General features: G+C 64.4%; 20 protein-coding genes. 12 read left to right on the top strand and 8 right to left on the bottom strand.

Annotated elements, in window-relative coordinates; all coding sequences use genetic code 11:
* Positions 1 to 11 precede the first annotated feature (11 nt).
* A complete protein-coding gene (locus ACB032_RS04660) occupies positions 12 to 941 on the top strand; it encodes a DMT family transporter (protein ID WP_371137464.1) in 930 nt (309 codons plus the stop codon).
* 107 nt (positions 942 to 1048) lie between these two features.
* A complete protein-coding gene (gene xseA / locus ACB032_RS04655; protein ID WP_208201252.1) occupies positions 1049 to 2413 on the top strand; it encodes an exodeoxyribonuclease VII large subunit in 1365 nt (454 codons plus the stop codon).
* 73 nt (positions 2414 to 2486) lie between these two features.
* Here the strand turns inward: xseA and hutW are convergent, their stop codons facing one another.
* Positions 2487 to 3857, bottom strand: a complete 1371-nt coding sequence (gene hutW, locus ACB032_RS04650; RefSeq protein ID WP_371137463.1) for a heme anaerobic degradation radical SAM methyltransferase ChuW/HutW — start codon at positions 3855 to 3857, stop codon at positions 2487 to 2489.
* A 261-nt stretch (positions 3858 to 4118) separates the two neighbouring features.
* On the opposite strand from hutW, the gene ACB032_RS04645 reads away from it, so the two are divergent.
* Entirely contained in the window at positions 4119 to 5714 is a 1596-nt protein-coding gene (locus ACB032_RS04645) for a methyl-accepting chemotaxis protein (RefSeq protein ID WP_371137462.1), read from the top strand.
* A gap of 104 nt (positions 5715 to 5818) precedes the next feature.
* Here ACB032_RS04645 and aroG read toward each other — a convergent pair whose 3' ends face one another.
* The 5 genes from aroG to ACB032_RS04620 form a co-directional block, all read right to left on the bottom strand.
* Positions 5819 to 6874 carry a 3-deoxy-7-phosphoheptulonate synthase AroG gene (gene aroG / locus ACB032_RS04640; protein ID WP_011705850.1) on the bottom strand — a complete coding sequence of 352 codons (1056 nt, stop codon included), beginning with the start codon at positions 6872 to 6874 and terminating at the stop codon, positions 5819 to 5821.
* A gap of 213 nt (positions 6875 to 7087) precedes the next feature.
* Positions 7088 to 8371 (bottom strand): 3-phosphoshikimate 1-carboxyvinyltransferase, encoded by a 1284-nt coding sequence (aroA, locus tag ACB032_RS04635; protein ID WP_010633771.1) that lies wholly within the window; start codon positions 8369 to 8371, stop codon positions 7088 to 7090.
* A 171-nt stretch (positions 8372 to 8542) separates the two neighbouring features.
* The gene (gene serC, locus ACB032_RS04630; protein ID WP_024943986.1) at positions 8543 to 9631 is read right to left on the bottom strand and encodes a 3-phosphoserine/phosphohydroxythreonine transaminase; all 1089 of its coding nucleotides are present in this window, start codon (positions 9629 to 9631) and stop codon (positions 8543 to 8545) included.
* A gap of 223 nt (positions 9632 to 9854) precedes the next feature.
* Positions 9855 to 10781, bottom strand: coding sequence for an electron transfer flavoprotein subunit alpha/FixB family protein (locus ACB032_RS04625; protein ID WP_371137461.1), 927 nt, complete (start codon positions 10779 to 10781; stop codon positions 9855 to 9857).
* A 100-nt stretch (positions 10782 to 10881) separates the two neighbouring features.
* The gene (locus tag ACB032_RS04620; protein ID WP_039213551.1) at positions 10882 to 11631 is read right to left on the bottom strand and encodes an electron transfer flavoprotein subunit beta/FixA family protein; all 750 of its coding nucleotides are present in this window, start codon (positions 11629 to 11631) and stop codon (positions 10882 to 10884) included.
* A 124-nt stretch (positions 11632 to 11755) separates the two neighbouring features.
* On the opposite strand from ACB032_RS04620, the gene ACB032_RS04615 reads away from it, so the two are divergent.
* The 3 genes from ACB032_RS04615 (at position 11756) to ACB032_RS04605 (ending at position 15478) form a co-directional block, all read left to right on the top strand.
* Complete coding sequence (locus ACB032_RS04615) at positions 11756 to 13399, top strand: electron transfer flavoprotein-ubiquinone oxidoreductase (RefSeq protein ID WP_371137460.1); 1644 nt, start codon at positions 11756 to 11758, stop codon at positions 13397 to 13399.
* A gap of 511 nt (positions 13400 to 13910) precedes the next feature.
* Complete coding sequence (gene corA, locus ACB032_RS04610; RefSeq protein WP_011705843.1) at positions 13911 to 14858, top strand: magnesium/cobalt transporter CorA; 948 nt, start codon at positions 13911 to 13913, stop codon at positions 14856 to 14858.
* Between the two features lie 149 nt (positions 14859 to 15007).
* Positions 15008 to 15478 (top strand): DUF2919 domain-containing protein, encoded by a 471-nt coding sequence (locus tag ACB032_RS04605; protein WP_041218541.1) that lies wholly within the window; start codon positions 15008 to 15010, stop codon positions 15476 to 15478.
* Between the two features lie 60 nt (positions 15479 to 15538).
* Here ACB032_RS04605 and ACB032_RS04600 read toward each other — a convergent pair whose 3' ends face one another.
* Positions 15539 to 16291 (bottom strand): hypothetical protein, encoded by a 753-nt coding sequence (locus ACB032_RS04600; RefSeq protein WP_371137459.1) that lies wholly within the window; start codon positions 16289 to 16291, stop codon positions 15539 to 15541.
* A gap of 250 nt (positions 16292 to 16541) precedes the next feature.
* On the opposite strand from ACB032_RS04600, the gene ACB032_RS04595 reads away from it, so the two are divergent.
* The 5 genes from ACB032_RS04595 to ACB032_RS04575 all read left to right on the top strand — a co-directional run bounded on the left by ACB032_RS04595 (position 16542) and on the right by ACB032_RS04575 (position 22814).
* Positions 16542 to 17771, top strand: a complete 1230-nt coding sequence (locus ACB032_RS04595; RefSeq protein ID WP_016350952.1) for a siderophore amonabactin export MFS transporter — start codon at positions 16542 to 16544, stop codon at positions 17769 to 17771.
* Between the two features lie 57 nt (positions 17772 to 17828).
* Positions 17829 to 19802 (top strand): siderophore amonabactin TonB-dependent receptor, encoded by a 1974-nt coding sequence (locus ACB032_RS04590; RefSeq protein ID WP_045789626.1) that lies wholly within the window; start codon positions 17829 to 17831, stop codon positions 19800 to 19802.
* Between the two features lie 67 nt (positions 19803 to 19869).
* Positions 19870 to 20886 carry an amonabactin ABC transporter permease subunit 2 gene (locus ACB032_RS04585; protein WP_011705838.1) on the top strand — a complete coding sequence of 339 codons (1017 nt, stop codon included), beginning with the start codon at positions 19870 to 19872 and terminating at the stop codon, positions 20884 to 20886.
* A 13-nt stretch (positions 20887 to 20899) separates the two neighbouring features.
* Positions 20900 to 21967, top strand: coding sequence for an amonabactin ABC transporter permease subunit 1 (locus tag ACB032_RS04580; protein WP_043123393.1), 1068 nt, complete (start codon positions 20900 to 20902; stop codon positions 21965 to 21967).
* A gap of 43 nt (positions 21968 to 22010) precedes the next feature.
* Positions 22011 to 22814 (top strand): amonabactin ABC transporter ATP-binding protein, encoded by an 804-nt coding sequence (locus ACB032_RS04575; RefSeq protein WP_371137458.1) that lies wholly within the window; start codon positions 22011 to 22013, stop codon positions 22812 to 22814.
* 61 nt (positions 22815 to 22875) lie between these two features.
* On the opposite strand, the gene amoD is transcribed toward ACB032_RS04575, so the two are convergent.
* On the bottom strand, positions 22876 to 23661 hold the full coding sequence (gene amoD / locus ACB032_RS04570) for an amonabactin biosynthesis phosphopantetheinyl transferase AmoD (protein ID WP_341771269.1): 786 nt from the start codon (positions 23659 to 23661) through the stop codon (positions 22876 to 22878).
* 156 nt (positions 23662 to 23817) lie between these two features.
* Between amoD and ACB032_RS04565 the strand changes: the two genes are divergently transcribed.
* Positions 23818 to 24762, top strand: a complete 945-nt coding sequence (locus tag ACB032_RS04565) for an amonabactin ABC transporter substrate-binding protein (RefSeq protein ID WP_371137457.1) — start codon at positions 23818 to 23820, stop codon at positions 24760 to 24762.
* Positions 24763 to 24771: the final 9 nt, after the last annotated feature.

The raw sequence follows: 24771 nt of genomic DNA, 5'->3' as shown, positions 1-24771 counted from the left end.
AGGACGACACCATGAAACCTGCCGATTACGGGCGCCTGCTCCTGCTGGCCGCCATCTGGGGCGCCAGCTTCCTGTTCATGCGCATCGCCGCCCCGGCGTTTGGCGCCGTCAACACCACCTTCCTGCGGGTACTGTTCGCCCTCATCGGGCTTGCCGTCATGCTCCTGCTGCTGCGCGCCCCCATGGGGTTTCAGGGCAAGCTCAAGTCCGCCATGCTGCTCGGCGTCATCAACTCCGCCATCCCGTTTCTGATGTACGCCATCGCCGCCCTCTGGCTGCCGGCCGGCTACTCGGCCATCCTCAACGCCACCACGCCGCTGATGGGGGCCCTCATCGGCTTTTCCTGCTTCAACGAGCGCCTTGATAGGCGCAAATGGCTGGGGGTGGTATTGGGGGTGATCGGGATCAGCCTCATCACCACCACCGGCGAGGTGAGTGCCGGTGGGCATCTGCTGCCCGGGGTGCTGGCCTGCCTGTTTGCCACCGCCTGCTACGGCCTCGCCGGCTTTCTCACCCGCAGCTGGATCACCCATCGCGGCGGGCTCGATGCCAAGCTGGTGGCCTTTGGCAGCCAGCTGGGTGCCAGCCTGTTCCTGCTGCCCTTTTTCGCTTACCAGCTGGCCGCCGGCCCTGCGGTCGACTGGGCCGTGCCCACCGCCTGGGCCAGTGTGCTGGCGGTCGGCGTGGTCTGCACCGCCCTCGCCTACCTGCTCTATTTTCGACTGATCGCCGATATCGGCCCGCTGCGCAGCCTCACCGTCACCTTCCTCATTCCCCCCTTCGGCATCTTGTGGGGGGCGCTGGTGCTGGGCGAGACCTTGAGCCAGGGCTTCGTGCTGGGGGGCCTGGTCGTCTGCCTCTCGGTCTGGCTGGTGACCAGCCAGGCCAGTGCCCCGACCGTTCAGGCCCAGGCGCAGCCTCAGGATCCGGACACACGCTGAACCCGACAGGGCCAGCGCCGCTCGGCGTTCGCCCCGAACTGCGTTAAGATGGCGCCATTGTTTTATGCCCCCGCCCCCAAGGCGGGGCACACAGTGCAGGACCAGCCTTGAACTACCGCAACGAACCGAGTCAAAGCAGACAACAGCAGGTCTTTACCGTCACCCGCCTCAACAGCGCCGTGCGCATGATCCTGGAGCAGGATCTGGGGCTGGTGTGGTTGACCGGCGAGCTCTCCAACCTGGCGATGCCAAGCTCCGGCCACTGGTACTTCTCCCTCAAGGACATGTCGGCCCAGGTGCGCTGCGCCATGTTCAAGGGCAACAACCGGCGGGTCGCGTTTCGCCCGCAGGATGGCATGCAGGTGCTGGTGCAGGCGCGGGTCTCCCTCTATGAGCCGCGCGGCGACTACCAGCTGATCATCGAATCGATGCAGCCAGCGGGCGACGGCGTGCTGGCGCTGCGCTTTGAGGAGCTCAAGCGTCGCCTTGGCGCCGAGGGGCTGTTCGACGAGGGGCGCAAGCGGCCGCTGCCGCGCGAACCGCGGGCGGTGGGCCTCATCACCTCCGCTACCGGTGCTGCCCTCCATGACATGTTGACCGTGCTCAAACGCCGCGCGCCGGATCTGCCGGTGTTTATCTACCCGACCCAGGTGCAGGGCAGCGCCGCCATCGGCCAGATCGTCTCTGCCATTGCCCTGGCCAACCGCCGCGCCGAGGTGGATGTGCTGATCGTCGGGCGCGGCGGCGGGTCGCTCGAAGATCTATGGTGCTTCAACGAAGAGGCGGTGGCGCGCGCCATCGCCCACTCCGCCATCCCGGTGGTGAGCGCGGTGGGCCACGAGGTGGATGTCACCATCAGCGACTTTGCCGCCGACTTGCGCGCCCCGACCCCGTCGGCAGCCGCCGAGCTGGTGGCGCCGGATCAGAGCGCCCGCGCCCAGCGCCTCGCCCATCTCAAGCAGCAACTGCTGCAGGCCATGAACCGCCAGCAGACCGCCGCCCGCCACGATTTCATTCTGCTGCAAAAGCGGCTCGATCATCAGGATCCAAAGCGGCGGCTGGAGCAGCAATCCCAGCGCCTCGACGAGCTCTCCGCCCGTTTGCAGCAGCTGATGAACCACAAACTGCATCAAGGGGAGCGGCGCCTCGCCAACCTGGAACTGCGCCTGCAGGGCAAGAGCCCGGAGCGCTTGCTGGCCGCCGGCAAGCGTCGCCACCAGCTGGCCGAGGAGCGCCTCCATGCCCTCATCGCCAAGCGCCAAGACCTTGCTAGCCACCGCCTCGCCATGCTCAGCGCCCGCCTCGACGGGGTGAGCCCGCTCGCCACCCTGGGGCGCGGCTACTCCATCACCCGCACCCAAAGCGGTGAGGTGATCAGCCGCGCCGCCCAGGTGGATGCCGGCCAGACGCTGGTCACCCAGCTTGCAGAGGGGCAACTGCGGGTACGGGTGGAAGAGGTCCACCAGCCATAACGAACAAGGGGGGCACATCAGGTGCCCCCTTGTTTATTATCCTCTCTTTGTCAGGCCCTTTCGGCCAGTGCACTCACACCAGCGAATGGCGCACCGCCTGCGCCGGATCGGCAGGTGGCGTACCCGACCCCGCCAGCGGGTTGAGCTGCAAGTATTCAAACAGCCCCGCCTGCAGATTGACGTTCCAGAAACGCCCCGCCAGGGTGAGTTCGAGCCGCGCCTCGCTCAGCGTCGCCAGCCCATGTTGCTGCCAGGCCTCGAACAAGGGTTGCAGATGTGCCCGCAGCGGCGTCGGCAAACGGGCCAGCACCAGCCAGCCGCTGTCGAGCGCGCCGCGCAGCAGGCCATCGAGGCGGCCATTGGGATTGCGTCCCATCACCATGCCGGGGGCCCGCAGATCCGCCGCCAGCGCCTCGTGCCAGAGCGCCAGATCCCGGCCATACATGAGGCCGTGCCCATGCACGTTGCCGCCGGCCCCGGCCCCGAAGGGGAGGATCTCGGCGCCGCGCTTGGCCATCTGGTTGTAGCGGCTCTGCTCGGCCTCGCCGCGCCGCCAGTGGCTGCAGGAGAGCCGCTGCCAGCCCCCCTGCTCCAGCGTCTGGGCGCCATAGGCATACATGGCAGCCCGCTGCTGGCCATCGGCGGCCCAGCCGAGCTTGCCCTTCGCCTCTGCACGGGCCAGATTGGTGCCGGCCATGGCGATGAGTTGATAGAGATCCACCCCGTGTACCCCGCTCGCCATCACATCCGCGATGTCCTGACGCCACACGGCATCATCCTGGCCCGGCAGACCGAAGATGAGATCGGCCACGATCACCGCGTCGTCGTGACGGGTCAGCTCCCCCAGCCGGGTCAGCAGGGTCTCCCGGTCGTCGAAGCGGGCCGCCTCCTGGCGCACCTCGGTATCAAAGCTCTGCACCCCGAACGAGAAACGGTTGAAGCCGCCCGCCAGCGCACTGTGCCACTTGGCATCATCAAAACCGTTGAGGCGCCCCTCCAGGGTGACCTCCGCATCCGAAGTCAAAGGAAAACGACGGATGGCGGCGGCCAGCATCACCAGCTCGTTGGCGCTCATGTCCGTCGGCGTACCGCCCCCCACATAAACGGCCGAGAAGGGGCGGCTCTGGGTGAAGGGTGTCTCGGCAGCCCGAGCAAGCGCGCTACAGAGCGCATTGACATAGCGGGTGATGCGGGCCGGGTTGGCGCCATTTTCAAAGAAATTGCAGAAGCTGCAACGCTTGCGGCAAAACGGGATGTGGATATAGAGCGCTCGCTCATCCGCCTCGCTCTCGCGGTGCCACCAGGCTTGCCAGTCGGCGTGGTCGAGGGTAAGCGGGCGCATGCCGCCGCGACTGGCGTGGGCCGAGGCCTTGGCGCCAAAGGCGAACTTGAGGGGATCCGGGGTGGCAAGACCGGTCATGGTCGGGGTCAGCAGTGGTGTCATGGCAGGCAAGGTTATCAAGTGAATAATGCAAATGATAACCACTATCAATAAATACCAAGTTTGTGCTGGATCAACTCAACGACGAACAGCTCTCGTTTGCTACGCACCATTAACCTCCAACACGGATCCAGTTAACAGATAATTTACTCAAGATGAGGTAGGGTGTGCCGATAGAGAACCATCTTCCCCGTTCTGATGAGCGAGCGCGGGGAGAGTCATCAACCATTGACGATCGCTCTCCTGCGCATGGACCTGCCAACGATGCAAAATCTGTCTCTGAACTGGAAAATCTTTCTCCCCCTCGCCCTGGTCATCGGCTGCACCTTCGCCCTCAGCTTCGAGCTCTCCGCCTGGCTGCAACGAGATCTCGCCATCCGGCTGGCGGGTGAAAAGGTGGAGAGCGCCGCCAACACCTACATGGATCAGCTCAACGTGCTGATGATGACGGGAGCCATCGCCAACCGCCAGATCGTGCAGACCAAGCTCAAGAGCGAGGCCGGCATCGTCGAGGCCCGTCTGATCCGCGCCCCGGCGGTGACCAGCCTGTTCGGCCCCGGCCATCCGGATCAGCAAATTGAAGACAAGCTGGACGAGCGCGCCATCAACCAGGGCGAGACCATTCTCGAGCAGCAGGGCAACCAGCTCACCCTGATCAAGCCCTTCAAAGCCTACAAGGAGTACCGCGGCACCCAGTGCACCACCTGCCACCAGGTGGCGGAAGGCACCGTCATGGGGGCGGTACGCATCAGTTACGATCTCAGCCACACCTTTGGCGAGATCCATCGCAACAACCTGATCCTGAGCGGCAGCCTGGTGGCGGTGTTTGGGCTCGGCTTCGGCCTGCTGGGCTGGGTGCTGCAGCGCTACATCAAGCGGCCGGTGCGCCATCTGCAGCTGGCCATGACCCGCATGGCCAAGGAGCGGGATCTCTCCCTCCCCCTGATCAATCCCAACCGGGATGAGCTGGGCGAGATGACCCGCGCCGTCAGCGACATGGTGCAGGGGTTTCGCCACAGCCTGCAGGAGGTGGAGAGTGCCACCCACCAGCTCTATCAGGAGTCCAACCAGATCCGCCAGGTGGCGACCCAGACCGAAGGATCAGCCCGCCAGCAGGAGAGCATGACGGTACAGGTGGCCGCCGCCGTGAGCGAGCTGGCCGCCAGCTCCCACGAGGTGCGCGAGCATGCCCGCAAGAGCGCCGAGCTCTCCGCCCTTACCAACCAGGATGCGGCCAACACCAGTCGCCTCGCCCAGCACTCCATCAACGACATGGGCGAGATGTCGGCGGAGATCGAACGGGTAGACAGGGTGATCCAGCAGCTCGACAACCGCTGTCTGGCGGTCGACGGGGTACTGGAGGTGATCAAGGGGATCGCGGATCAGACCAACCTGCTGGCCCTCAACGCCGCCATCGAGGCGGCCCGGGCCGGCGAACAGGGCCGCGGCTTTGCGGTGGTGGCCGACGAGGTGCGCGCCCTCTCCAACCGCAGCCGCGCCGCCAGCGAGGAGATCTCCCAGATGATCGCCGCCCTGCAGAACGAGGCCCAGAGTGCGGTGTCGGTGATCGGGGATGCCAAAGCCAAGGCGGACGAGAGCATCCACAAGACAGAAGCGACCCTGGCCGCCATGCAGAACATCATCGGCCGCATCAGCAGCATCAACGACCTCAACGCCCAGATGGCGCAATCCGCCGAGGTGCAGGACAGGGTCTGCAACGAGGTGGACGGCTCGGTGAGCGACATTCGCAACACCTCCAACGACACCCTGGGCCAGGCCCACGCCGCCAACCTCGCCAGCGTCCAGCTGGTGGAGCAGTGCCGCAAGCTCGAGCAGTTGCTCAAGACCTACCGCTGGTGATCATGCCTGCCGCCCGCTCTGGCCAATAAAAAAGCGCGACCCGGGGTCGCGCTTTTTTTGTGTGTCGTAGCTACGGCGCGCCATGCGGCGCCGCCAGGCCGAAATTAGCCTGCGTTGCGGGTGGCCACCGCATCGGCCAGATTGCGCAGCAGAATTTCGGTGTCGGCCCAGCCGATGCAGGCATCTGTGATGCTCTGACCGACGGTGAGCTCGCACCCTTCCACCAGATCCTGACGCCCTTCCACCAGATGACTCTCCACCATGACGCCGAACACAGCCCGGCTGCCGGCACGCAGCTGACCGGCCACGTCCTCGGCCACCAGCATCTGGTTCTTGAACTGCTTGCTGCTGTTGGCGTGGCTGAAGTCGATCATCACCTTCTGCGGCAGACCGGCCTTGTCCAGCCCCTTCACCACCTCGTCCACGTGGGCGGCGCTGTAGTTCGGCTCACGACCGCCGCGCAGAATGATGTGGCAGTCCGGGTTGCCCCGGGTCGCGACGATGGCGGAGTGGCCGTACTTGGTCACCGACAGGAAGTGGTGCGGCGCACTGGCGGCCCCGATGGCGTCGATGGCTACCTTGATGGTGCCGTCGGTGCCGTTCTTGAAGCCCACCGGACAGGAGAGACCGGAGGCCAGCTCGCGGTGCACCTGGGATTCGGTGGTACGGGCACCGATGGCGCCCCAGCTCATCAGATCCGCCACGTACTGCGGGGTGATCATGTCGAGGAATTCGGAGGCGGTCGGCAGCCCCATGTCGTTGAGATCCAGCAGCAGCTTGCGACCGATGCGCAGGCCGTCGTTGATCTGGCAGCTGTTGTCGAGGTAAGGGTCGTTGATCAGCCCCTTCCAGCCCACCGTGGTACGCGGCTTCTCGAAGTAGACCCGCATCACGATCTCCAGCTGGCCCTTGAGTTCGTCACGTAGCACCTTGAGGCGCTTGCCGTACTCCAGCGCGGCGGCCGGGTCGTGAATGGAACAGGGGCCTATCACCACCAGCAGGCGCTGATCTTCACCGGCCAGGATCTGATGGATGGCCTGACGGGATTCAAAGACCGTACTGGATGCGGTCTCGGTGGCCGGAAACTTCTCAAGCACTGCAACCGGGGGCAATAACTCTTTGATTTCACTGATACGAACGTCGTCGGTTTGATGCTGCATGACAAGGCTTCCTGCTAGATGACTGCGATAAAGAAACTTCAATCTAGCCCGCACGGGCAGCGGTGTAAATAGAAAATTACATTATCTAGGAAGGAATTTTCCTATCCTGCCTTGCAAGTTTTAATAATGCTGCTAAGCGAGGGTGACGAGAGGGGGGAAGCAGAGCGGGACAGCCCAAAGAAACAGGCCCGCAGCGAGGCGGGCCTGGGTTCATCACGCGCGCTGACTGATGCTGGCCAGCTTGTCGAAGTAGTCCGGGAAGGTCTTGGAGGTACAACCCGGATCATTGATGGTGACGGCGGTATCGGACAGCGCCACCAGCGAGAAGCACATGGCGATGCGGTGGTCGTTGTAGGTATCGATGGCCGCATGCTTGAGCTGCGCTGGCGGGGTGACGGTGATGAAGTCACGCCCCTCCTCCACCTCGACACCCAGCTTGCGCAGCTCGGTCGCCATGGCGTGCAGGCGGTCGGTCTCCTTCACCCGCCAGTTGTAGATGTTGCGAATCGAGGTGGGCCCCTCGGCAAACAGTGCGGCCACGGCAATGGTCATGGCCGCATCGGGGATGTGGTTCATGTCCATGTCGATGCCGTGCAACGGCGCCTGCTCGGCCTCGATGAAGTCATCGCCCCAGGTGATGCGCGCGCCCATCTTCTCCAGCACGTCGGCGAAGTGGATGTCGCCCTGAATGCTGTGCTTGCCGATGCCGGTGACCCGTACCTTGCCCTTGATGGCGCCTGCCGCCAGGAAGTAGGAGGCGCTGGAGGCATCCCCTTCCACCAGGAAGTCACCCGGGCTGACATAGCTCTGGTTGCCCTTGATGTAGAACAGCTTGTAGTTGTCGTGCTCGATGACCACCCCGAACTGCTTCATGATGTGCAGGGTGATGTCGATGTAGGGCTTGGAGACCAGCTCCCCCTTGATGTGGATGCGGGTGTCGCCCGCCGCCATCGGCGCCGCCATCAAAAACGCCGTCAGGAACTGGCTGGAGACGGAACCGTCAACGTGCACATCGCCGCCCCACAGCCCTTTGGCATCCACCACCAGCGGCGGGTAGCCGTCTTTTTTCAGGTACTGGATATGGGCGCCCGCTTCACGCAGGGCATCTACCAGATGGCCGATAGGGCGCTCTTCCATGCGCGGTTCTCCGCCCAAGGTGTATTCGCCGGAGCCCAGACACAGTGCGGCGCACAGCGGTCGCATGGCGGTGCCTGCGTTGCCGAGGAACAGATTGACCGGCTCCTTCACCGCGAAGCTGCGACCCAGACCGTGCACGGTGCACTCGGTCTTGTCGGCGGAGAGCTTGTACTTGACCCCGAGCTGGGTCAGCGCCGCCAGCATGTGACGAATGTCATCGCTGTCGAGCAGGTTGGTGAGCCGGGTGGTGCCACGGGCCAGGGCTGCCAGCAGCAGGGCCCGGTTGGACACGCTCTTGGAGCCGGGCAGATTGACCTCACCGGCCACACGGGAAATAGGTTCCAAACGCAACGAATTCATAGACTTCCTGTACGATCTCAAAAAAATGACCTGACCGGACGTTAGCAGCCCGCGCCCTGCTCGGCAAGACTGCGGGTGGCACAAAAACAGGCCGCGGTTACGGCCGGTCCGGCATCACGGAAAAAACAGACGCCGGGGAGTCCCCGGCGTCGGCAATCGGGGAAAAACGCCTCAGCCGTGGCGCTTGGCAAAGCCGTCCATAAAGCTGACCAGCGCCTTTACCCCTTCCAGCGGCATGGCGTTGTAGAGGCTGGCGCGCATGCCGCCGACGATGCGGTGGCCCTTGAGCGCCAGCAGGCCGGCGGCTTCCGATTCGGCCAGGAACAGCTTGTCCAGCTCGGCATTTTTCAGCTGGAACGGGATGTTCATTCGCGAACGGCAGCTGGCATCCACCTGGTTGCCATAGAAGCTCGACTGATCGAGATAGCCGTAGAGGAAATCGGCCTTCTCCTTGTTGCGCGCTTCCATCGCGGCGAGGCCACCCTGTTCTTTCAGCCACTCGAACACCAGCCCGGCCAGATACCAAGCGTAGGTGGGCGGGGTGTTGAACATGGAGTCGTTCTTGGCGGTGAGCTGGTAGTCGAAGATCGACGGCACATCGGCGCGGGCCTGGTTCAGCAGATCGTCGCGCACGATGGCGATGGCCAGCCCAGAGGGGCCAATGTTTTTCTGGGCGCCGGCATAGATGATGCCGAAGCGGCTCACGTCGATGGGACGGGAGAGGATGGTGGAGGAGAGATCCGCCACCAGCGGCACATCACCGGTTGCCGGGATGTCGAACATCTCGATGCCGTCGATGGTTTCGTTCGGGCAGTAGTGCACATAGGCCGCATCGGCGCGAAACGCCGGGGTCGGCAGCAGGTGGGAGATGCCCTCGGCACTCTTGGCCACCCCGTCAAAGGTCTGGATATCGCCGTACTTGCGCGCCTCGTCCACGGCACTCGCAGCCCAGACACCGGTCAGCAGATAGTCAGCCTTCTTGTTGGCGCCCCCCAGCAGGTTCATGGGCACGGCGGAGAACTGGCCACGGCCGCCGCCGTGCATGAACAGCACCTTGTAGTTGTCCGGCACCGCCAGCAACTCGCGCAGATCGGCTTCGGCCTTGGCGGCGACCGCCATGTAGGGCTTGCCGCGGTGGGAAAGCTCCATGACCGAGGCTCCCAGCCCCTGGAAATTACAAAATTCGCGCTGGGCGCGCTCCATGACTTCGACCGGCAACATGGCGGGGCCGGCGCAGAAGTTGTAAATCTGTTTGCTCATGACGCTTTCCGTGAGTGGATGAGTGTGATCGGTGACTTGTCTGGTTTTACACAAGTGCAGCCCCCGGATCAAAGGCTTTTTGGGAGCTGGCTCAACCTTTTGTCGACCCGCCGCCAGCACAGTTGGCAGAAAAAAGCCCTGAACGGGTCAGGGCTTGCAGAGAACATGCGTGGAAACGGGCGCTTGCCGGTGCTCAATGCCCCCGGCCCCCTTTTTTACCAGGTTACAGCTTGGCGGTGAGCTCCGGCAGCAAGGTGAAGAGATCCCCTACCAGCCCGTAGTCGGCCACCTGGAAGATGGGAGCCTCGCTGTCCTTGTTGATGGCGACGATCACCTTCGACTCCTTCATCCCCGCCAGATGCTGGATGGCACCGGAAATGCCGACCGCAATGTAGAGCTCGGGGGCCACCACCTTGCCGGTCTGGCCCACCTGCAGATCGTTGGCGACAAAGCCCGCATCCACTGCCGCCCGCGACGCCCCTACCGCGCCGCCCAGCTTGTCGGCCAGCGCCTCGATCAGGGCGAACTGCGCCTTGGAGCCCAGTGCCCGCCCACCGGAGACGACCACCCGCGCCGCCGCGAGTTCGGGTCTGGCGGAGCGGACGGCGCGCCGTTCGATGAGCCGGGTACGGCAGGCCACCTCGCTCACCGGCAACCGCTCCACCTGAGCCTGGCCACCGCTCGCCGCCTTGGCGAAGGCAGTGGGTCGGATGGTCAGCACCTTGATGGGGGCGCTGCTCGCCACCCGGGCCACGGCGTTGCCCGCGTAGATGGGGCGCAGGAAGGTGTCGCCGCTCTCGATGCCGGTCACCTCGGAGAGCATCTCCATCCCGAGCCTGGCCGCCACCCGCGGCAGCAGATCCTTGCCCTGGGTGCTGGCGGCCATCAGGCAGTGCTGATAATCCCGCGCGATATGGGCCAAGAGCGGATCGACCCCGTCGCTCAGCCCCTCCGCCAGCATGGGATGCTCGGCCAGCAGCACCCGGCTCACTCCCTGCAGGACGGCAGCCTGCTCGCCCGCCTCGGTCAGCCCCTGCCCCAGCAACAGCAGATGCACCTCGCCGCCCAGCTGGCTCCCGGCGGTGACCAGGCGGGCCACGTTGTCGGCCAACTGGCCCTGATGATGTTCGGCAATGATCAATACGCTCATGACTGCCCCTTGCTATCGTCCGTTGATGTCCCTGCCTGTGCGCCCATCACGCCCCCGAGCTTGTCGCCGGCGGGCGGGGTTCTGTTGATTGCTGGCAGCATCAGAGTACCTTCGCTTCGTGCTTGAGTTTGTCCAGCAGCTCGTCCACCGAGCCCACCATGATGCCGGCGCTGCGGGCAGCGGGGGCCATCACCCCGAGCAGCCGGGTCTGACCGGCCGGCTCGACGCCGAGGTCGGCGAAGGGCGCGCTCTCGAGCGGCTTGCGCTTGGCCTTCATGATGTTGGGGAGCGAGGCAAAACGCGGCTCGTTGAGGCGCAGATCCACGGTCACCACCGCCGGCAGCGGCATGCCGAGGGTCTCGAGGCCGCCGTCGATCTCGCGGGTCACCTGCAATTCCCCCTCCACCAGCTTGATGGCGGAGGCGAAGGTGGCGAGCGGCCAGTCATTGAGGGCCGCGAGCATCTGGCCCACCTGGTTGTTGTCGGAATCGATGGACTGCTTGCCGAGCAGCACCAGATCGGGCTGCTCCAGCTCGCACACCTGTTGCAGGGCGCGAGCCACGGTGAGCGGGGTCAGGGTCTCGCCAGTCACGTAATGACGTGCCCGATCCGCCCCCAGCGCCAGGGCGTGACGCAGTTGTTCGGCTGCCGCTTCGGGGCCGAAGGTCACCACCACCAGTTCGCTCGCCACGCCGGCTTCGCGCAGCCTGACCCCCTCCTCCACCGCAATTTCACAAAACGGGTTGATCCCCATCTTGACGTTGGCCAGCTCCACGTCTGAGCCATCGCTCTTGACCCGGACCTTGACGTTGTAATCCAGCACCCGCTTGACCGCGACCAGCAGCTTCATGACGCGCATCCCTCGCTTCTGTTGAGTGAATCCATGAAAACCCTCACATTTTTTTGCTTACATTTACTTTACGTTTACGTAAACTACCAGCACTACCCTAGGCCAAGTCGAGCACAGAGGCAAGATGGAACGCGAAGCAATGGAATTTGATGTCGTCATCGTCGGTGGCGGCCCGGCGGGACTCAGTGCCGCCATCGCCCTCAAACAACACAATGCCGAGCTGTCGGTCTGCCTGCTGGAGAAGGGGGCGGAGATCGGCGCCCATCTGCTCTCCGGCGCCCTGCTGGATCCCGTCGCCCTCAAGGAGCTGCTGCCAGAGAGCTGGCAACAGGCCCCGCTCGGGGTCGAGGTCAACGACGATCAGGTGCACCTGCTGCAAAGCGACAGTCGCGCCCTGCAACTGCCCAACTGGGCGGTGCCGCCGCGCATGCACAACGAGGGCAGCCACATCATCAGCCTCGGCAACCTCTGTCGCTGGCTCGGTCAGCAGGCCGAACAGTTGGGAGTCGAAATATACCCGGGTTTTACCGCAAGCGAACTCATCATGGAAGCGGGACGGGTCAAGGGTGTGATCACCGGCGATCTCGGGCTGGATCGAGCGGGCAATCCGAAAGCGGATCACGTGCCTGGCATGGCGCTGCTCGGTCGCTACACCCTGTTTGCCGAAGGGGCGCGCGGCCATCTCGGCAAGCAGCTGATCGCCGACTTTCAGCTGGAAAACGCCGCCCAGCCGCAGCACTACGCCATCGGCTTCAAGGAGCTGTGGCAGCTCCCTCCCGGCCAGGGCAAACCGGGCCGGGTGCTGCACGGCAGCGGCTGGCCGCTCTCTGAGGGGAAGGAAGACAAGAGCCAGGGCGGCTTCTATCTCTACCATCTGGAGCAGGATCAGGTGGCGGTCGGTCTCATCGTCGATCTCAACTACCGCAACCCCTGGCTCAGCCCGTTTGACGAATTTCAGCGCCTCAAGCACCACCCGCTCATCGCCGCAGCATTGCAGGGGGGCGAGCGCATCAGCTACGGCGCCCGCGCCATCGCCAAGGGGGGCTGGCACTCCCTGCCCCGCATGCACTTTCCTGGCGGCCTGCTCATCGGTTGCGATGCCGGCACCCTCGACTTCTCCCGCATCAAGGGGATCCACACCGCCATGAAGTCCGGCATGCTGGCGGCCAAGACAGTCGCCATGAGTCTGCGCGGCGGTGATGAAGGGGGCCGGGATCTGGCCGAATACGGCGATGCGCTGCAACAGAGCTGGCTGGCCTATGAGCTCAAAACAGCGCGCAACTTCGGCGCCGCCCTGCACCGCTGGGGCCCCTGGCTCGGCGGCGCCTTCAACTGGCTGGAGCAGCGGCTGTTTGCTCGCACCTCGCCGTTCACCCTGCTGGACAAGGAGCCGGACTACCGCCAGCTGCGCATGGCCAGCCGCTGCCAGCCCATCGACTATCCCAAGCCGGACGGCAGGCTCAGCTTCGACAAGCTCTCGTCTGTCTATCTCGCCAACACCAGCCACGACGAGGATCAACCCTGCCACCTCAAGCTGCAGGATGAGACTATCCCGGTGGCGGTCAACCTGCCCACCTGGGCCGAACCCGCCCAGCGCTACTGCCCGGCCGGGGTGTTCGAGATCCTGGGTTCAGAGAGCCTGCCCCACCTGCAGATCAACGCGGCCAACTGCATCCACTGCAAGACCTGCGACATCAAGGATCCGAGCCAGAATATCGTCTGGACACCGCCACAAGGCGGCTCTGGCCCCAACTATCCCAACATGTAACAGGCTTGCCCATGCAGACCTGCGCAGATAACAAGGATGCACAGCCCGGAACATCGTCTGGACACCGCCGCAGGGCGGCTGTGGCCCCAACTATCCCAATATGTGATGAAAAAACCGCTGTGCAGACAACAAAAATGCTCAGCCCCAACACATCAAATAGAGGCGGTTTCCGGCGCACGGCCGAGGGATGTCGCAGGGCACTCGGCAGCCCGTCATCCCTGCCTGTGAGCCCGACTCCTCCCGCGTGCCAGGGGGAATAAAGGAGGCGACGCCGGGATCACCCGTTTCGAGGTCGGCGTGGCTGCTCCGACCTCGCTGTTTTTTTGAGCGAACAGGCTGAACCTCCGATGAATAGGCCCTGACAAGCGCGGCCCGCCCCTGTATAGTTCGCCGCATTCAGGTTTTCCATCGGCCCGTTCAGCTTGTCCACGGGATCGCTTTCTACGCGCTCTAAGGCCGCATGACCTGTGCAACCATCCCTGATTACCCATGACTTCTTAAGGGGGGACAGATGATCACCGCCTACATTCTCAATAACAAGGTACTGGACATAGTCACGCTCGGGCCTGACGACATAGTGCCTGACAACACCGTCTGGCTGGATGCCTACAAGCCGGACACGGCGGAACGAGAATGGTTGACGGGCCTGTTTCTGGAAGAGGTGCCCGACAAGGAGGAGCTCGATGACATCGAAGCATCCGCCCGTTTCTACTGGGATACCGACGGTCTGCACATTCACTCCCTGTTTCCCCAGCGGATCGGCCGTGACACCAAGGGTGTCCACGTCTCCTTTACCCTGCGCAACAACTTGCTGATCAGCATCCGCGAGGATGACATCGGCCTGGTGCGCCTGCTGCGCCACTACATGCGCCAGGATCGGCTGGAGGTGGAGGACGCCCTCGACATCCTGCTGGAGGTGCAGAACCTGAAAGTCGAATACCTCTCCGATCTCATCGAAGATGGCTACAAGACCCTGGAAAACACCGCCGATCAGATCTTCGAGCCGGATCAGATCAATCCCATGCTCAAGGAGTTGATGGCCCAGGAAGAGGCCAACGGCCAGATCCGTCTCTCCCTGCACGATACCCGTCGCGCCCTGCGCTTCTTGAAGCGCAGCCTGCGCCAGCGGATGAGCAACGAGCAGAACAAGTGGATCGACGAGATGCTGCACGACGTGGAGTCCCTGCTGCCCCACACCCAGTTCCTGTTCGACAAGATCAACTTCCAGCTGGAGGCCTCCATGGGGGTCACCAACCTGGAGCAGAACAAGGTGATCAAGATCTTCTCGGTGGCCGCGGTCATCTTCCTGCCGCCGACGCTGATCGCCAGCATCTACGGCATGAACTTCGGCCGCATGCCGGAGCTCGCCTGGGAGTACGGCTATCCGCTCTCCCTGGTGCTGATGGTGATGTCATCGCTCGGCACCGGTCTGTTCTTCAAGCGAAAAGGCTGGCTGTGACGTGACGCCGGCGGGCCGGCACGAAAAGAGATAAGCGGATTGGGGGGCATGGCCCCCCGATTAATTCCCGTCCCCCACCCCCGCCTTGCAAAGGGCCCCCCTTCGCCCCATATCCCCTTCATCCTTTGCACAGACGACCCCGGGCAACCATGACCCTCTACCCCGAACACAGATATGACGATCACGGCCAGCTGCGTCCTCCGCTCTGGTTCTGGCCCATCGCCCTCTTGCTGACCCGCTCGGTCTGGCTGTTTCTGATGGCCGGCGTCACCCGCGAGAGCGGCAGCGCCATCCTGACCCTCTTCTACCCGGACCGGCTCGCCCTCTACATCAGCCTGCTGACCGACGTGCCCGCCATACTGGCGCTGCTCGCCTGTGGCGGCACCTATCAGCAGACCCGCAGCATCCGGGCCTGGCTCAGGCGCCACAGCCCCTTGCTGCTGCTCTGCTCTGCCGTCAGCGGCCTGCTGATGCAACTGCACAGCCTCAATCTGCAGAAGTGGTCGTTCAGCTGGCCCACAGCTTTGGTACTGGTCGCTACCCTCTGGTCACTCTGGTATCTGCTGCGCAGCCGCCAGCTGCGTGAATACGCGGCTGATCAGCCCCACGCCGGCAACTGATCAGTCAGGTTCAACCGGGATGGCCAGGCACCCGAGGAGCGAGCTGATCAGCCAGGCACCTCACTGGCGCGTGACCCGGATCTGCAGGGTCTGGCGATCGCTCTGACTGCCACTGCCCCCCTGCAACTGGGTGCCCAGACTGCTGCCCTGCTGCGCCGCGCTGGTGGAGAGTTCCCCCACCGTCAGCCACTGACCGGGGGCACCGCTCACCTCGGTGGCACTCTGCCCCCGGTTGATGGTGCCCTGCTCCAGTCTGGCCTGCTCGCTGCTGAGTGTTATCTGCACCCTGTCGCCGATCAGGGTGGCGGTGGCATAGAGGCCGTTCACCAGCGGCATCAGCCCCACTACCTGGCCTCCGCGCCACTGATAGAAGGTGACCGGTTGATAGGTGCCCATCTGCAATAGCACCGGCCGACCCGACAGGCCACGTACCTGCCAGCTGTCGTTCTGGCTGCGCTGATACTGCTGGGCATTGCCCTCCAGCAACCACTGCCGCTTGACGGCATCCTGGCCCAGCCCCACCCCGGCCTGCTGACCACTGGAAGCGCCATCCACCCGCCACTCGATGAGCAGGCTCTGGGGTGGCTGGTTGAATTTGGCCAGCGCCGCTTCGGCCTCCTGCAACTGGGCGGCGCTGCCGCTCAGCACCAGCTGGTTGCCCATGACGCTCACCCCCAGCTCCGGGTAGAGATCCTTGAGGGTCTGCACCGCCGCCTGGGCCTCGAATACCGGGATCACCTTCACCTCGGCCCGCAGCGGCAGGCACCAGAGCCCCCACAGCAGCCAGAGTCCAAACCCGCGCCATCTTCTCATCTTCTCCTCCCGTCCCACTCGGCGGCCAACCAGATCATGGCCTGCTCATCACCTCGTCATCATGGGCCATCCACCCCGCTTTTCAATGATTTTGCCCGTGAGCAATGCGCGCCGTGAAGGTCAGGCCCTTCATTTTTCTATGAAAAGAGCGGAGACAGATCAAATAACACAAATAAAAATGATTACCATTTGTTGTCACGAAAAAATCGCTCGGATACAATTCGGTCTCATTTTTTTGAGCTTGCCGTCGATGAAGCCAGTGACCACCACCCCCGCCGCCATCCACCTGGCCCTGCTTGTCAACATGCTCTCCATGGGCAGCATGATGATGGTGATGCCACTCGGGCCGGATCTGGTCATCAGCCTCGGCATGCTGCCGGAACAGACCGGCTACTTCAGCGGCGGTGCCACCCTGGGGGCCGCCCTGATGGGGCTCATCGCCGCACCCTGGCTCGATCGGGTCAACCGAAAACCCGCCCTGCTGGTGCTGCTCACCCTGCGTTTTCTGCTGCTGATGGCCTGCGCCCTGGTACAAAACAGCCAGCAGCTGCTGGTGCTGTTCGTCCTGTCGGGCTGTGTGGCAGGGCCGCTCGCCGCCATCCTGATGGCAGCCGTGCTGGATCTGGTGCCGCCGGCCGAGCGGGGCCGTCGCCTCGCCTACGTGGGCATGGCCTTCTCGCTGGCCGCCATCCTGGTGGTGCCCATCGCCCTGGTGCTGGCCCAGTGGTTTGGCTGGCAGAGCCCCTTCCTGCTGTTTGGCGTCTGCGGCTTGCTGCTGGCCCTGCTCTGTGCCACCCTGCTGCCTTCGCTGCCGGTCAGCCGCGCCCCTCACGGCAGTGGCCTGCGCCAGTTGCTGGCCTCCCCACTCTGCCAGGGCGCCCTGTTTATCCTCTGCCTGCAGATGTTCGGTCACTTCCTGCTGATCCCGCACTTTGCCAACTACTTCCAGTTCAACCTGGCGTTCCCGCGCGAGCAGATCGCCGCCCTCTATCTGTGCGGAGGCCTCGCCAGCATGGCCACCATGCGGCTGTGCGGCAGCTGGATTGATCAGGGCCGGGCCCAGGCCGCCATCCTGATCACCAGCCTGCTGCTGGCACTGATCACTTTGCTCGGTTTCGCCATGCCGGTCGGCGTGCCCGTCTACCTGCTGTTCACCCTGTTCATGGCGCTGAGCTCGGCCCGCTCCAGCACCACCCTCGCCATCACGGCCTCCATCCCAGCCCCGCATCAGCGCGCCGCCTTCATGTCTTTTCAGGGCACGGTCACCAATGTGGCGGCCGGGCTCGGCAGCCTGCTCTCCGCCAGGTTGCTGGTGTCGGATCAGAGTGGCGTGCTGCACGGATTTGCCCATCTGGCCTGGATCAATATCGGCTGCGGCCTGCTGGCCTGCGGCGGTGTCTGGCTCCTGCTCAAGGGGCTGGCACAGACAAGGAATAACAATAACCCCGAGTCTGGCACCGCCAGACAAGGAAGTCAGTGAGCCACCGGCCCCAGAGCCGGACCCCATAACCTCTGTTTTATTCATGGAGTTTTGACTATGCAGTTGCAGCCTGGCGTATTTCGCTTGAACCCGATTTTGCTCTCCCTCGGCCTGTTTGCCTTGCCGGGCCTGGCCCAGGCCGAAGCGGTCAAGGCCAACGAGACCATGGTGGTCACCGCCACCCAGACCCAGCACACCGAACTCTCCGCCCCGGCCAGCGTCTCTGTGGTGACCCGCGCCGATCTGGACAAGATGAACGCCAACAACGTCGGCGAAGCGCTCAAGCACGTGCCCGGCGTCAACATCATCGGCACCAACCCCACCGGCCGCAGCGAGATCAAGATCCGCGGCATGGGCGGCGACTACACCCTGCTGCTGATCAACGGCAAACGGGTCAACGCCCGCGAAACCCTGGGCAGCTCGTTTGGCAATGACTTCGACTTGAGCTCCATCCCCATGGCCGCCATCGAGCGCATCGAGGTGATCCGCGGTCCCGTCTCCTCCCTCTATGGCGCCGACGCCCTCGGCGGCGTGGTCAACGTGATCCTGCGCCAGGCCAAGGAGCAGACCGAGGCGGCCTTCGGCTACACCCACACCATGCCCACCAAGGGTGATGGCGGTGATGCCAACCGTGGCAACGCCTTCGTCTCCGGCGCCCTGATCGACAACAAGCTGCTCGGCAGCCTGGTGGTGGAAGGCTATCAGCGCGACCGCTGGCACAGCGATCAGTCCAACAACAAGGACGCCGATGCGCTGGAGAAACGGGAAGTGGTCAACATGCTCTCCAGCCTGAAGTGGCTGGTGGCCGACAACCAGGATGTGGAGTTCGATCTGGGCTACAACCAGAACGACATGGACAGCTACTTCAACAACGTGCCGCGTGCCCCCACCGCCCCGGCCACCCCGCACAACGTGCAAAAACTCGATCGCCTGAGCCTGGGGCTGACCCACAACGGTCGTTGGGAGCACTTCGACAGCCGCGCTCGCTACTACTTCGAGCAGACCGATCTGATGGATGACTCCCAGCTCAACGGCGGCGCGGCTGATGTCACCCAGACCAACCACACGGTCGACGGCCAGCTGAGCGGCTACCTGGGGGATCACCTGCTGACCTCAGGGGCGGAATTCCGCAAGACCGAGCTGGAGCACAGCCGCAGCATCACCAATGGCAGCGTGGATGCGAGCCAGAGCGCCCTCTACCTGCAGGATGAATTCAGCCTGGGTGATCTGGCGCTGACCCTCTCCGGTCGTCTGGATCACCACGAGACCTATGGCAACGAGTTCAGCCCGCGCGCCTATGCGCTCTACAAGCTGAGCGACGAGTGGGTGATCAAGGGCGGCGCCGGCAAGGCGTTCAAGGCCCCGACCCTGGCCCAGTCCAGCGAAGGCTTCGCCACCACCGCCTGCCGCGGCGCCTGCAAGGTGATCGGCAACCCGGACCTGAAACCGGAAACTGCCGTCAGCTACGAGCTGGGCACCGCCTATGAAGCCGCTCGCTTCGGCGCCGGCCTCACCGGTTTCCACAACGACATCGAGGATCTGATCCAGAGCGATCAGTGGGGCCCGGGCTACCGTCCAACCGTCATGACCTACCTCAACGTCAAGAAGGCCCGGGTCAAGGGGCTGGAGCTGACCGGCTGGGTCGATGTGATGGACGACCTCAAGCTGACCGGCAACTGGACCATGCTGGACTCCGAAGACAAGAGCACCGGCGACGATCTGGCCAAGACCCCGGATCACACCGGCAACCTGAGCCTGGATTGGCAGGCCACCGAGATCGTCAGCACCAACCTGGCCTGGCAGTACGTGGGCAGCCAGTTCATCAAGGTGCCGATGCACAACTCCCAGGCGCTCAAGTCCGACAGCTACCAGACCCTGGACGTCAACACCAAGTGGAAGGTGACCCCGGCGCTCGACTTCAAGCTGGGCATCACCAACCTCACCAACACCAAGCGTGACCAGGTCGCCACCGACGCCGACTTCATTCTGGAAGGTCGTACCGTCTACGCCGGCGTGGATTACAAGCTGTAAACCCCGCAGGGAGCCCGTCAGGGCTCCCTTTTCTGCTGTTATTGCCTCGACGTGAAGGAGTAGCCGGGTGCACAGACACCAAACACACCTGTTCTGGCTGGGAGTGGTTCTCCTGTTCCTGCTTATCTGTCTCTCACTGGCCACCGGCGCCGGTGTCTATGGTGGCCGCGAGGTCGCCGGATTTCTGCTGGGCGATCCCGCCCTCATGGCCGATGAAAAGCTCGCCATGATCGTTCATACCCTGCGTCTGCCCCGCACCCTGTGTGCCCTGGTGGTGGGCGTCTGTCTCGCGCTGGCGGCCTCCATGCTGCAAAGCGCCACCCGCAATCCGCTGGCCGAACCCGGCCTGCTCGGGGTCAACGCCGGCGCCGTGTTCGCTCTGGTGATCGGCCTCACCTATTTTGGCGTCGAATCCGCCTACGGTTACCTGCTCTGGTCCGGCATGGGGGCCCTGCTCGGCAACCTCATCGTGCTCGGCCTCGGCCTGATGGTGGGGCGCTCCAACCCCCTCAAGCTCATCCTGGTGGGGGTCGCCCTCTCCGCCACTTTCGGCGGCCTCTCCAACTTCCTGCTGCTCTCCAACCAGGTGGTGCTGGAGCAGTTCCGTTTCTGGAATCTGGGGTCGCTGGCCGCCTCGGATCTCGATGCGGTACTCACCGTGATGCCCTTTGCCCTGCTCGGCCTGCTGCTGACCCTGGCGCTCTGTCGTCAGCTCACCCTGATGCAGATGGGTGACAACCAGGCGCTGGCGCTCGGCATCCGGCCGACCCGGGTGCGCATCGGCGTGCTCCTGGCCGCCACCCTGTTTACCGCCTGCGCCATCGCCATCGCCGGTCCCATCGGCTTCGTCGGTTTTCTCGCCGCCTACTGCGCCCGTCTGGTGGAGCCGGTACGCCTCGCCATCCAGGTGCGCTTCTCCGCCCTGTTCGGGGTGCTGTTTCTGCTCGGCGCCGACATCCTGGCGCGCTGGCTGATCCAGCCGTTCGAGCTGCCCAACGGGGTGATCCTGGCGCTGATCGGTGCCCCCGTGCTCATCCTGGTGGTGCGCAGCGGCGGCTTCCGCTCCCTGCTGGCCGTCAAATAAGGTTGCCTGCCTCATGAACAATTCCATCCCTCCCTCCCTCACCACGGCGCTTCCCACCGGCACCGTCTGCCTGCGCATTGGCAGCCGCACCCTGTTGCTGCACCGCCGCGCCTGGCTGATCACCCTGGGGCTGCTGGTCGCCCTGGTGCTGCTCTCCCTGCTGGCGCTGACCCTGGGCTCCGGCAAGCTCACCATGCTGGGGGTGATCCAGACCCTGCTTGGCGAGGGCAACCGGCTGAGCGAGGTGACCGTCTTCAAGATCCGGCTGCCGCGCATCGTCGCCGTGCTGGTGGCGGGCGCCGCCATGGGCCTCTCCGGCTGCCTGGTGCAGACCCTCATTCGCAACCGCCTCGCCACCCCGGACATGATCGGGGTCAACGAGGGGGCCTCCTTGGCCATCATCGCCTTCTCCCTCTACCTGACCCTCGGCAGCTGGCCTTGGTGGGCCGCCCCGCTGGGCGCCCTGTTTGCCGCCGCCGTGCTCTATGCCCTGTGCAACAAGCCGGGGGAGCAGGGCTACCTGTTCGTGGTGATCGGCATCGGCGTCTCCGAGCTGATGAACGCCATCGGCCAGTTCGTGATGTCCACCCAGTCGCTGGTGCACCTCACCAGCCTCTACCTGTGGAACATGGGCAACTTCGTCGGCCAGGGCTACAGCACTGTGCTGCCGGTGGGGATCCTGATCCTGCTGGTCTGCCCCTGGATCATTTATCTCTCCCGGGCCCTGGGCGTACTTCGCCTCGGCCCCGTCACCGCCCAGAGTCTGGGGGTGAACGTCAATCGGGTGCAGCTCGGCGTGCTGGCCCAGGCCATCGTCGTGGCGGCGCTCGGCACCGCCATCGGCGGCCCCGTGGTGTTCATCGCCATGGCGGCCCCGGTGCTCGCCTCTTGGCTCAGCCGGGATCGCATCGTGCCGCTGTGGATTGCCGCCCTGTGCGGCGCCCTGCTGCTGCTGGCCAGCGATACCCTGGTGCGGGTGCTGGCCAGCCCCCACGAAGTGGCCACCGGCATCATGACCCGTATTCTCGGCGGCCTGCTGCTGCTGTTCATCCTGCTCAAAGACCGCCAGAAGGCCGACTGACGATGCCATTCATCCATTTTCAAGACCGACCGAGGGCCGCCTGATGACGCTCACCATCAATCACCTGCAATTTGGCTATCATCACAAGCCCGTCTTCAACGACATCTCCTTCACCATTCCCCAGGGCAAGCTAGTGGGGATCGTCGGCCCCAACGGCGGCGGCAAGTCTACCCTGCTCAAACTCCTGGCAGGCCAGGAGCAGCAGCAAGCCGGCGAGATCCTGCTCAAGAGCAAGCCGCTGGCCAGCTACGGCAAGAAGGCGCTGGCCCGCGAGCTCGCCTACCTGCCCCAGCGCCCGCTGGTGCCCGCCGGCATCCAGGTCGAGCAGCTGGTGCAGTACGGCCGCCATCCCCATCAGGGCTGGTTCAATCAGTGGAGTGAGGAGGATGCGCGCATGGTGCGCTGGGCCTGCGAGCGGATGCAGCTGGGCGACATTTTGCAGCAGAGCGCCAGCTCTCTCTCCGGCGGCCAGGCCCAGCGGGTGTGGCTCGCCATGGTGCTGGCCCAGGATGCGGACATCATCCTGCTGGATGAACCCACCAGCGCCCTCGACATCGGCCACCAGACCGAGGTGATGGAGGCCATCCACCAGATCACCGCCGAGGGCAAGACGGTACTCATCGTCATCCACGATCTCGCCACCGCCGCCCGCTACTGCGACGAGCTGATCGCGCTGGGAGATGGCGGCATCCAGGCCATGGGGCCGGCCCGCGAGGTGGTGACCAAGTCCCTCATCGACCGCCTCTACCAGACCGACGTGGACATACTGCACGCCCCCGGCGACGGCGCCCCCATCATAGTGCCGCGCCGCAGACCGCATGCCTTTGCCATGCGCCAACCGGCCTGAGCCCCATAAAAAAACCGCCGAGAGGCGGTTTTTTTATGCTTGTGTCTCGGCGCGCCGCCACTCACAGCAGCAGGCTGGTGAGCACCCCACCCGGCTGTGTTTGCCAGTGCCCTGTTTGCCAATGCAGTGTCTGCCAGTACATTGCCTGCCAGTAGAGCGTACAGCGCCAACCGGCAGGCAGCTCTGGAGTCAGCCCACCCACCAGTTCGAGGGTGAGGGTCTGCTCCGTCATGGTCAGCCAGCGGGCATCGAGAAAGTCAAAATAGCGCCCCACCCTGGGGTAGAGCGCCTTGAACAGGCTCTCTTTGGCCGAAAAAATCAAGGTGAGCGCCTCAGCCCTGCTCAGGCCGACGGCGTGGGCAGCGGCCGCCAGCCGGGCCCACTCCTCCCCGCTGGCAATGCCGGGCCAGAGCTCGCTCGCCTGCCCCTCTGCCAGCCAGCCCTCCAGATCCAGCCCCATTCCCGCCCGGCCCGGGCGCACCGCGCACAGCGCCATGCCGCACCCCTGCAACAGGCTGTGGCTGATGCTGCCCTCAAACCCCGCAGGCCAGCAGGGTTCGCGGGCCGCCCCGATACTCACCTGCTGCTGGCCCAGACCAAAGGGGTGCAAGGCCCGGCGCGCCGCCAGCCGGCCGGCCAGAAACTCACCCAGCCGCTTGGGAGCCGCGCGCTGCAAGCTGGCGGGCAGCACCATGCCGGCCGCGTCGTAGCAGGCCGGGGTGAAGGCGGCGGGGTCAAAGCAGACCCGTTGCAGCGCCAGATGCGCCGCGCCGGGCAGCGGCAGGCTGTCGGCCTGCACGATGAAGCGGTCCAGTGAACAGGCTGGCGCGGTGGCAATGAACATCACGAAGAGCCCTTGGTGGGTGAGCCAGCATGGTAGCAAATCGCAGCCTCCCCACGCCACAAACACAAATGACAATTCTTATCATTTGAATTTGTGGTAGCATGAGTCCGCCCGTTTGGGACCCAGTGTTCCACTGATTTCACCAAGAAGGATGTAACGATGAAGATCTCCTCTCCCCTGGCTGCCGTGCTGATGCTGGCCAGCCTGGTCGGCTTCCAGGCACAGGCCGGCAGCGAGACCCGTCAGGTGACCGATGCCGACGGCAAGACCCAGGTCGTACCGGCCCAGCCCAAACGGGTGGTGGTATTGAGCGAAATCGATCTGGACAGCGCCCTGACCCTGGGGCTGCAACCGGTCGGCACCGTCAATGGCCGCGGCCAGTCCACCCTGCCCCGCTACCTGCTGCAACAGGCGGGCAAGGAGATCGCCGTGGTCGGCGATCTGGACAACCCCAACCTGGAGAAGCTGATCGATCTGGAACCCGACCTCATCCTCACCGGCCAGACCAAGCCCGAGCTGCTGGCCCTGCTCAAGGAGATCGCCCCCACCGTGGTCACTGGCAACTGGGGTGACTCCTGGAAAGAGATCTTCAATCGCAGCGCCCACATGCTGAACCGGGACGCCGAAGCCAAGACCTTCCTCGCCCAGTATGACGCCCGCCTGCAGGAAGCCCGCAGCAAGCTTGCCAAGCATCAGGGCGAGCGCCTGAGCATAGTGCGCTGGAACCCCAAGGGCCCGAGCTACATGCACAGCGGTACCTTCGCCAGCAGCGTGGTGGAAGAGATGGGGCTGACCCGGCCGACCCACCAGATCGGTGACAAGACCCCCCACTCCCCGGCCCTGAGCCTCGAATCCCTCAATCTGCTGGACGGCGACTGGCTGGTGATCGGCACCCTCAGCGCCAGCGGCGATGCGGTGGATGCCATGAAGCAGGCCGAGCAGACCCCGGCCTTCCAGCAGCTCGGCGCCATCAAGAGCAAGCGCTTCGGCGCCGTGGACGGGTCGCTCTGGACCTCCACCGGCGGCCCCCAGGCGGCCCTCAAGGTGATCGACGACGTCGAACAGCTGCTGGCCAAACCCGATGCGGCCCCCATCACCCAATAAGCCCGCGTG

This window comes from Aeromonas sp. S5(2024), from assembly GCF_041403025.1.
GTDB lineage: Bacteria > Pseudomonadota > Gammaproteobacteria > Enterobacterales > Aeromonadaceae > Aeromonas > Aeromonas hydrophila.
Note: the sequence above shows the minus strand (reverse complement) of the source record. Positions and strands in the feature narration are given on the sequence as shown.

Excerpts from the sequence above, each read along its gene's own strand:
- ACB032_RS04660 (WP_371137464.1), top strand. The coding sequence starts at position 12 with ATGAAACCTGCCGATTACGGGCGCCTGCTCCTGCTGGCCGCCATCTGG.
- hutW (WP_371137463.1), bottom strand. The coding sequence starts at position 3,857 with ATGACACCACTGCTGACCCCGACCATGACCGGTCTTGCCACCCCGGAT.
- ACB032_RS04645 (WP_371137462.1), top strand. The coding sequence starts at position 4,119 with ATGCAAAATCTGTCTCTGAACTGGAAAATCTTTCTCCCCCTCGCCCTG.
- aroG (WP_011705850.1), bottom strand. The coding sequence starts at position 6,874 with ATGCAGCATCAAACCGACGACGTTCGTATCAGTGAAATCAAAGAGTTA.
- aroA (WP_010633771.1), bottom strand. The coding sequence starts at position 8,371 with ATGAATTCGTTGCGTTTGGAACCTATTTCCCGTGTGGCCGGTGAGGTC.
- serC (WP_024943986.1), bottom strand. The coding sequence starts at position 9,631 with ATGAGCAAACAGATTTACAACTTCTGCGCCGGCCCCGCCATGTTGCCG.
- ACB032_RS04625 (WP_371137461.1), bottom strand. The coding sequence starts at position 10,781 with ATGAGCGTATTGATCATTGCCGAACATCATCAGGGCCAGTTGGCCGAC.
- ACB032_RS04620 (WP_039213551.1), bottom strand. The coding sequence starts at position 11,631 with ATGAAGCTGCTGGTCGCGGTCAAGCGGGTGCTGGATTACAACGTCAAG.
- ACB032_RS04615 (WP_371137460.1), top strand. The coding sequence starts at position 11,756 with ATGGAACGCGAAGCAATGGAATTTGATGTCGTCATCGTCGGTGGCGGC.
- corA (WP_011705843.1), top strand. The coding sequence starts at position 13,911 with ATGATCACCGCCTACATTCTCAATAACAAGGTACTGGACATAGTCACG.
- ACB032_RS04605 (WP_041218541.1), top strand. The coding sequence starts at position 15,008 with ATGACCCTCTACCCCGAACACAGATATGACGATCACGGCCAGCTGCGT.
- ACB032_RS04600 (WP_371137459.1), bottom strand. The coding sequence starts at position 16,291 with ATGAGAAGATGGCGCGGGTTTGGACTCTGGCTGCTGTGGGGGCTCTGG.
- ACB032_RS04595 (WP_016350952.1), top strand. The coding sequence starts at position 16,542 with ATGAAGCCAGTGACCACCACCCCCGCCGCCATCCACCTGGCCCTGCTT.
- ACB032_RS04590 (WP_045789626.1), top strand. The coding sequence starts at position 17,829 with ATGCAGTTGCAGCCTGGCGTATTTCGCTTGAACCCGATTTTGCTCTCC.
- ACB032_RS04580 (WP_043123393.1), top strand. The coding sequence starts at position 20,900 with ATGAACAATTCCATCCCTCCCTCCCTCACCACGGCGCTTCCCACCGGC.
- ACB032_RS04575 (WP_371137458.1), top strand. The coding sequence starts at position 22,011 with ATGACGCTCACCATCAATCACCTGCAATTTGGCTATCATCACAAGCCC.
- ACB032_RS04565 (WP_371137457.1), top strand. The coding sequence starts at position 23,818 with ATGAAGATCTCCTCTCCCCTGGCTGCCGTGCTGATGCTGGCCAGCCTG.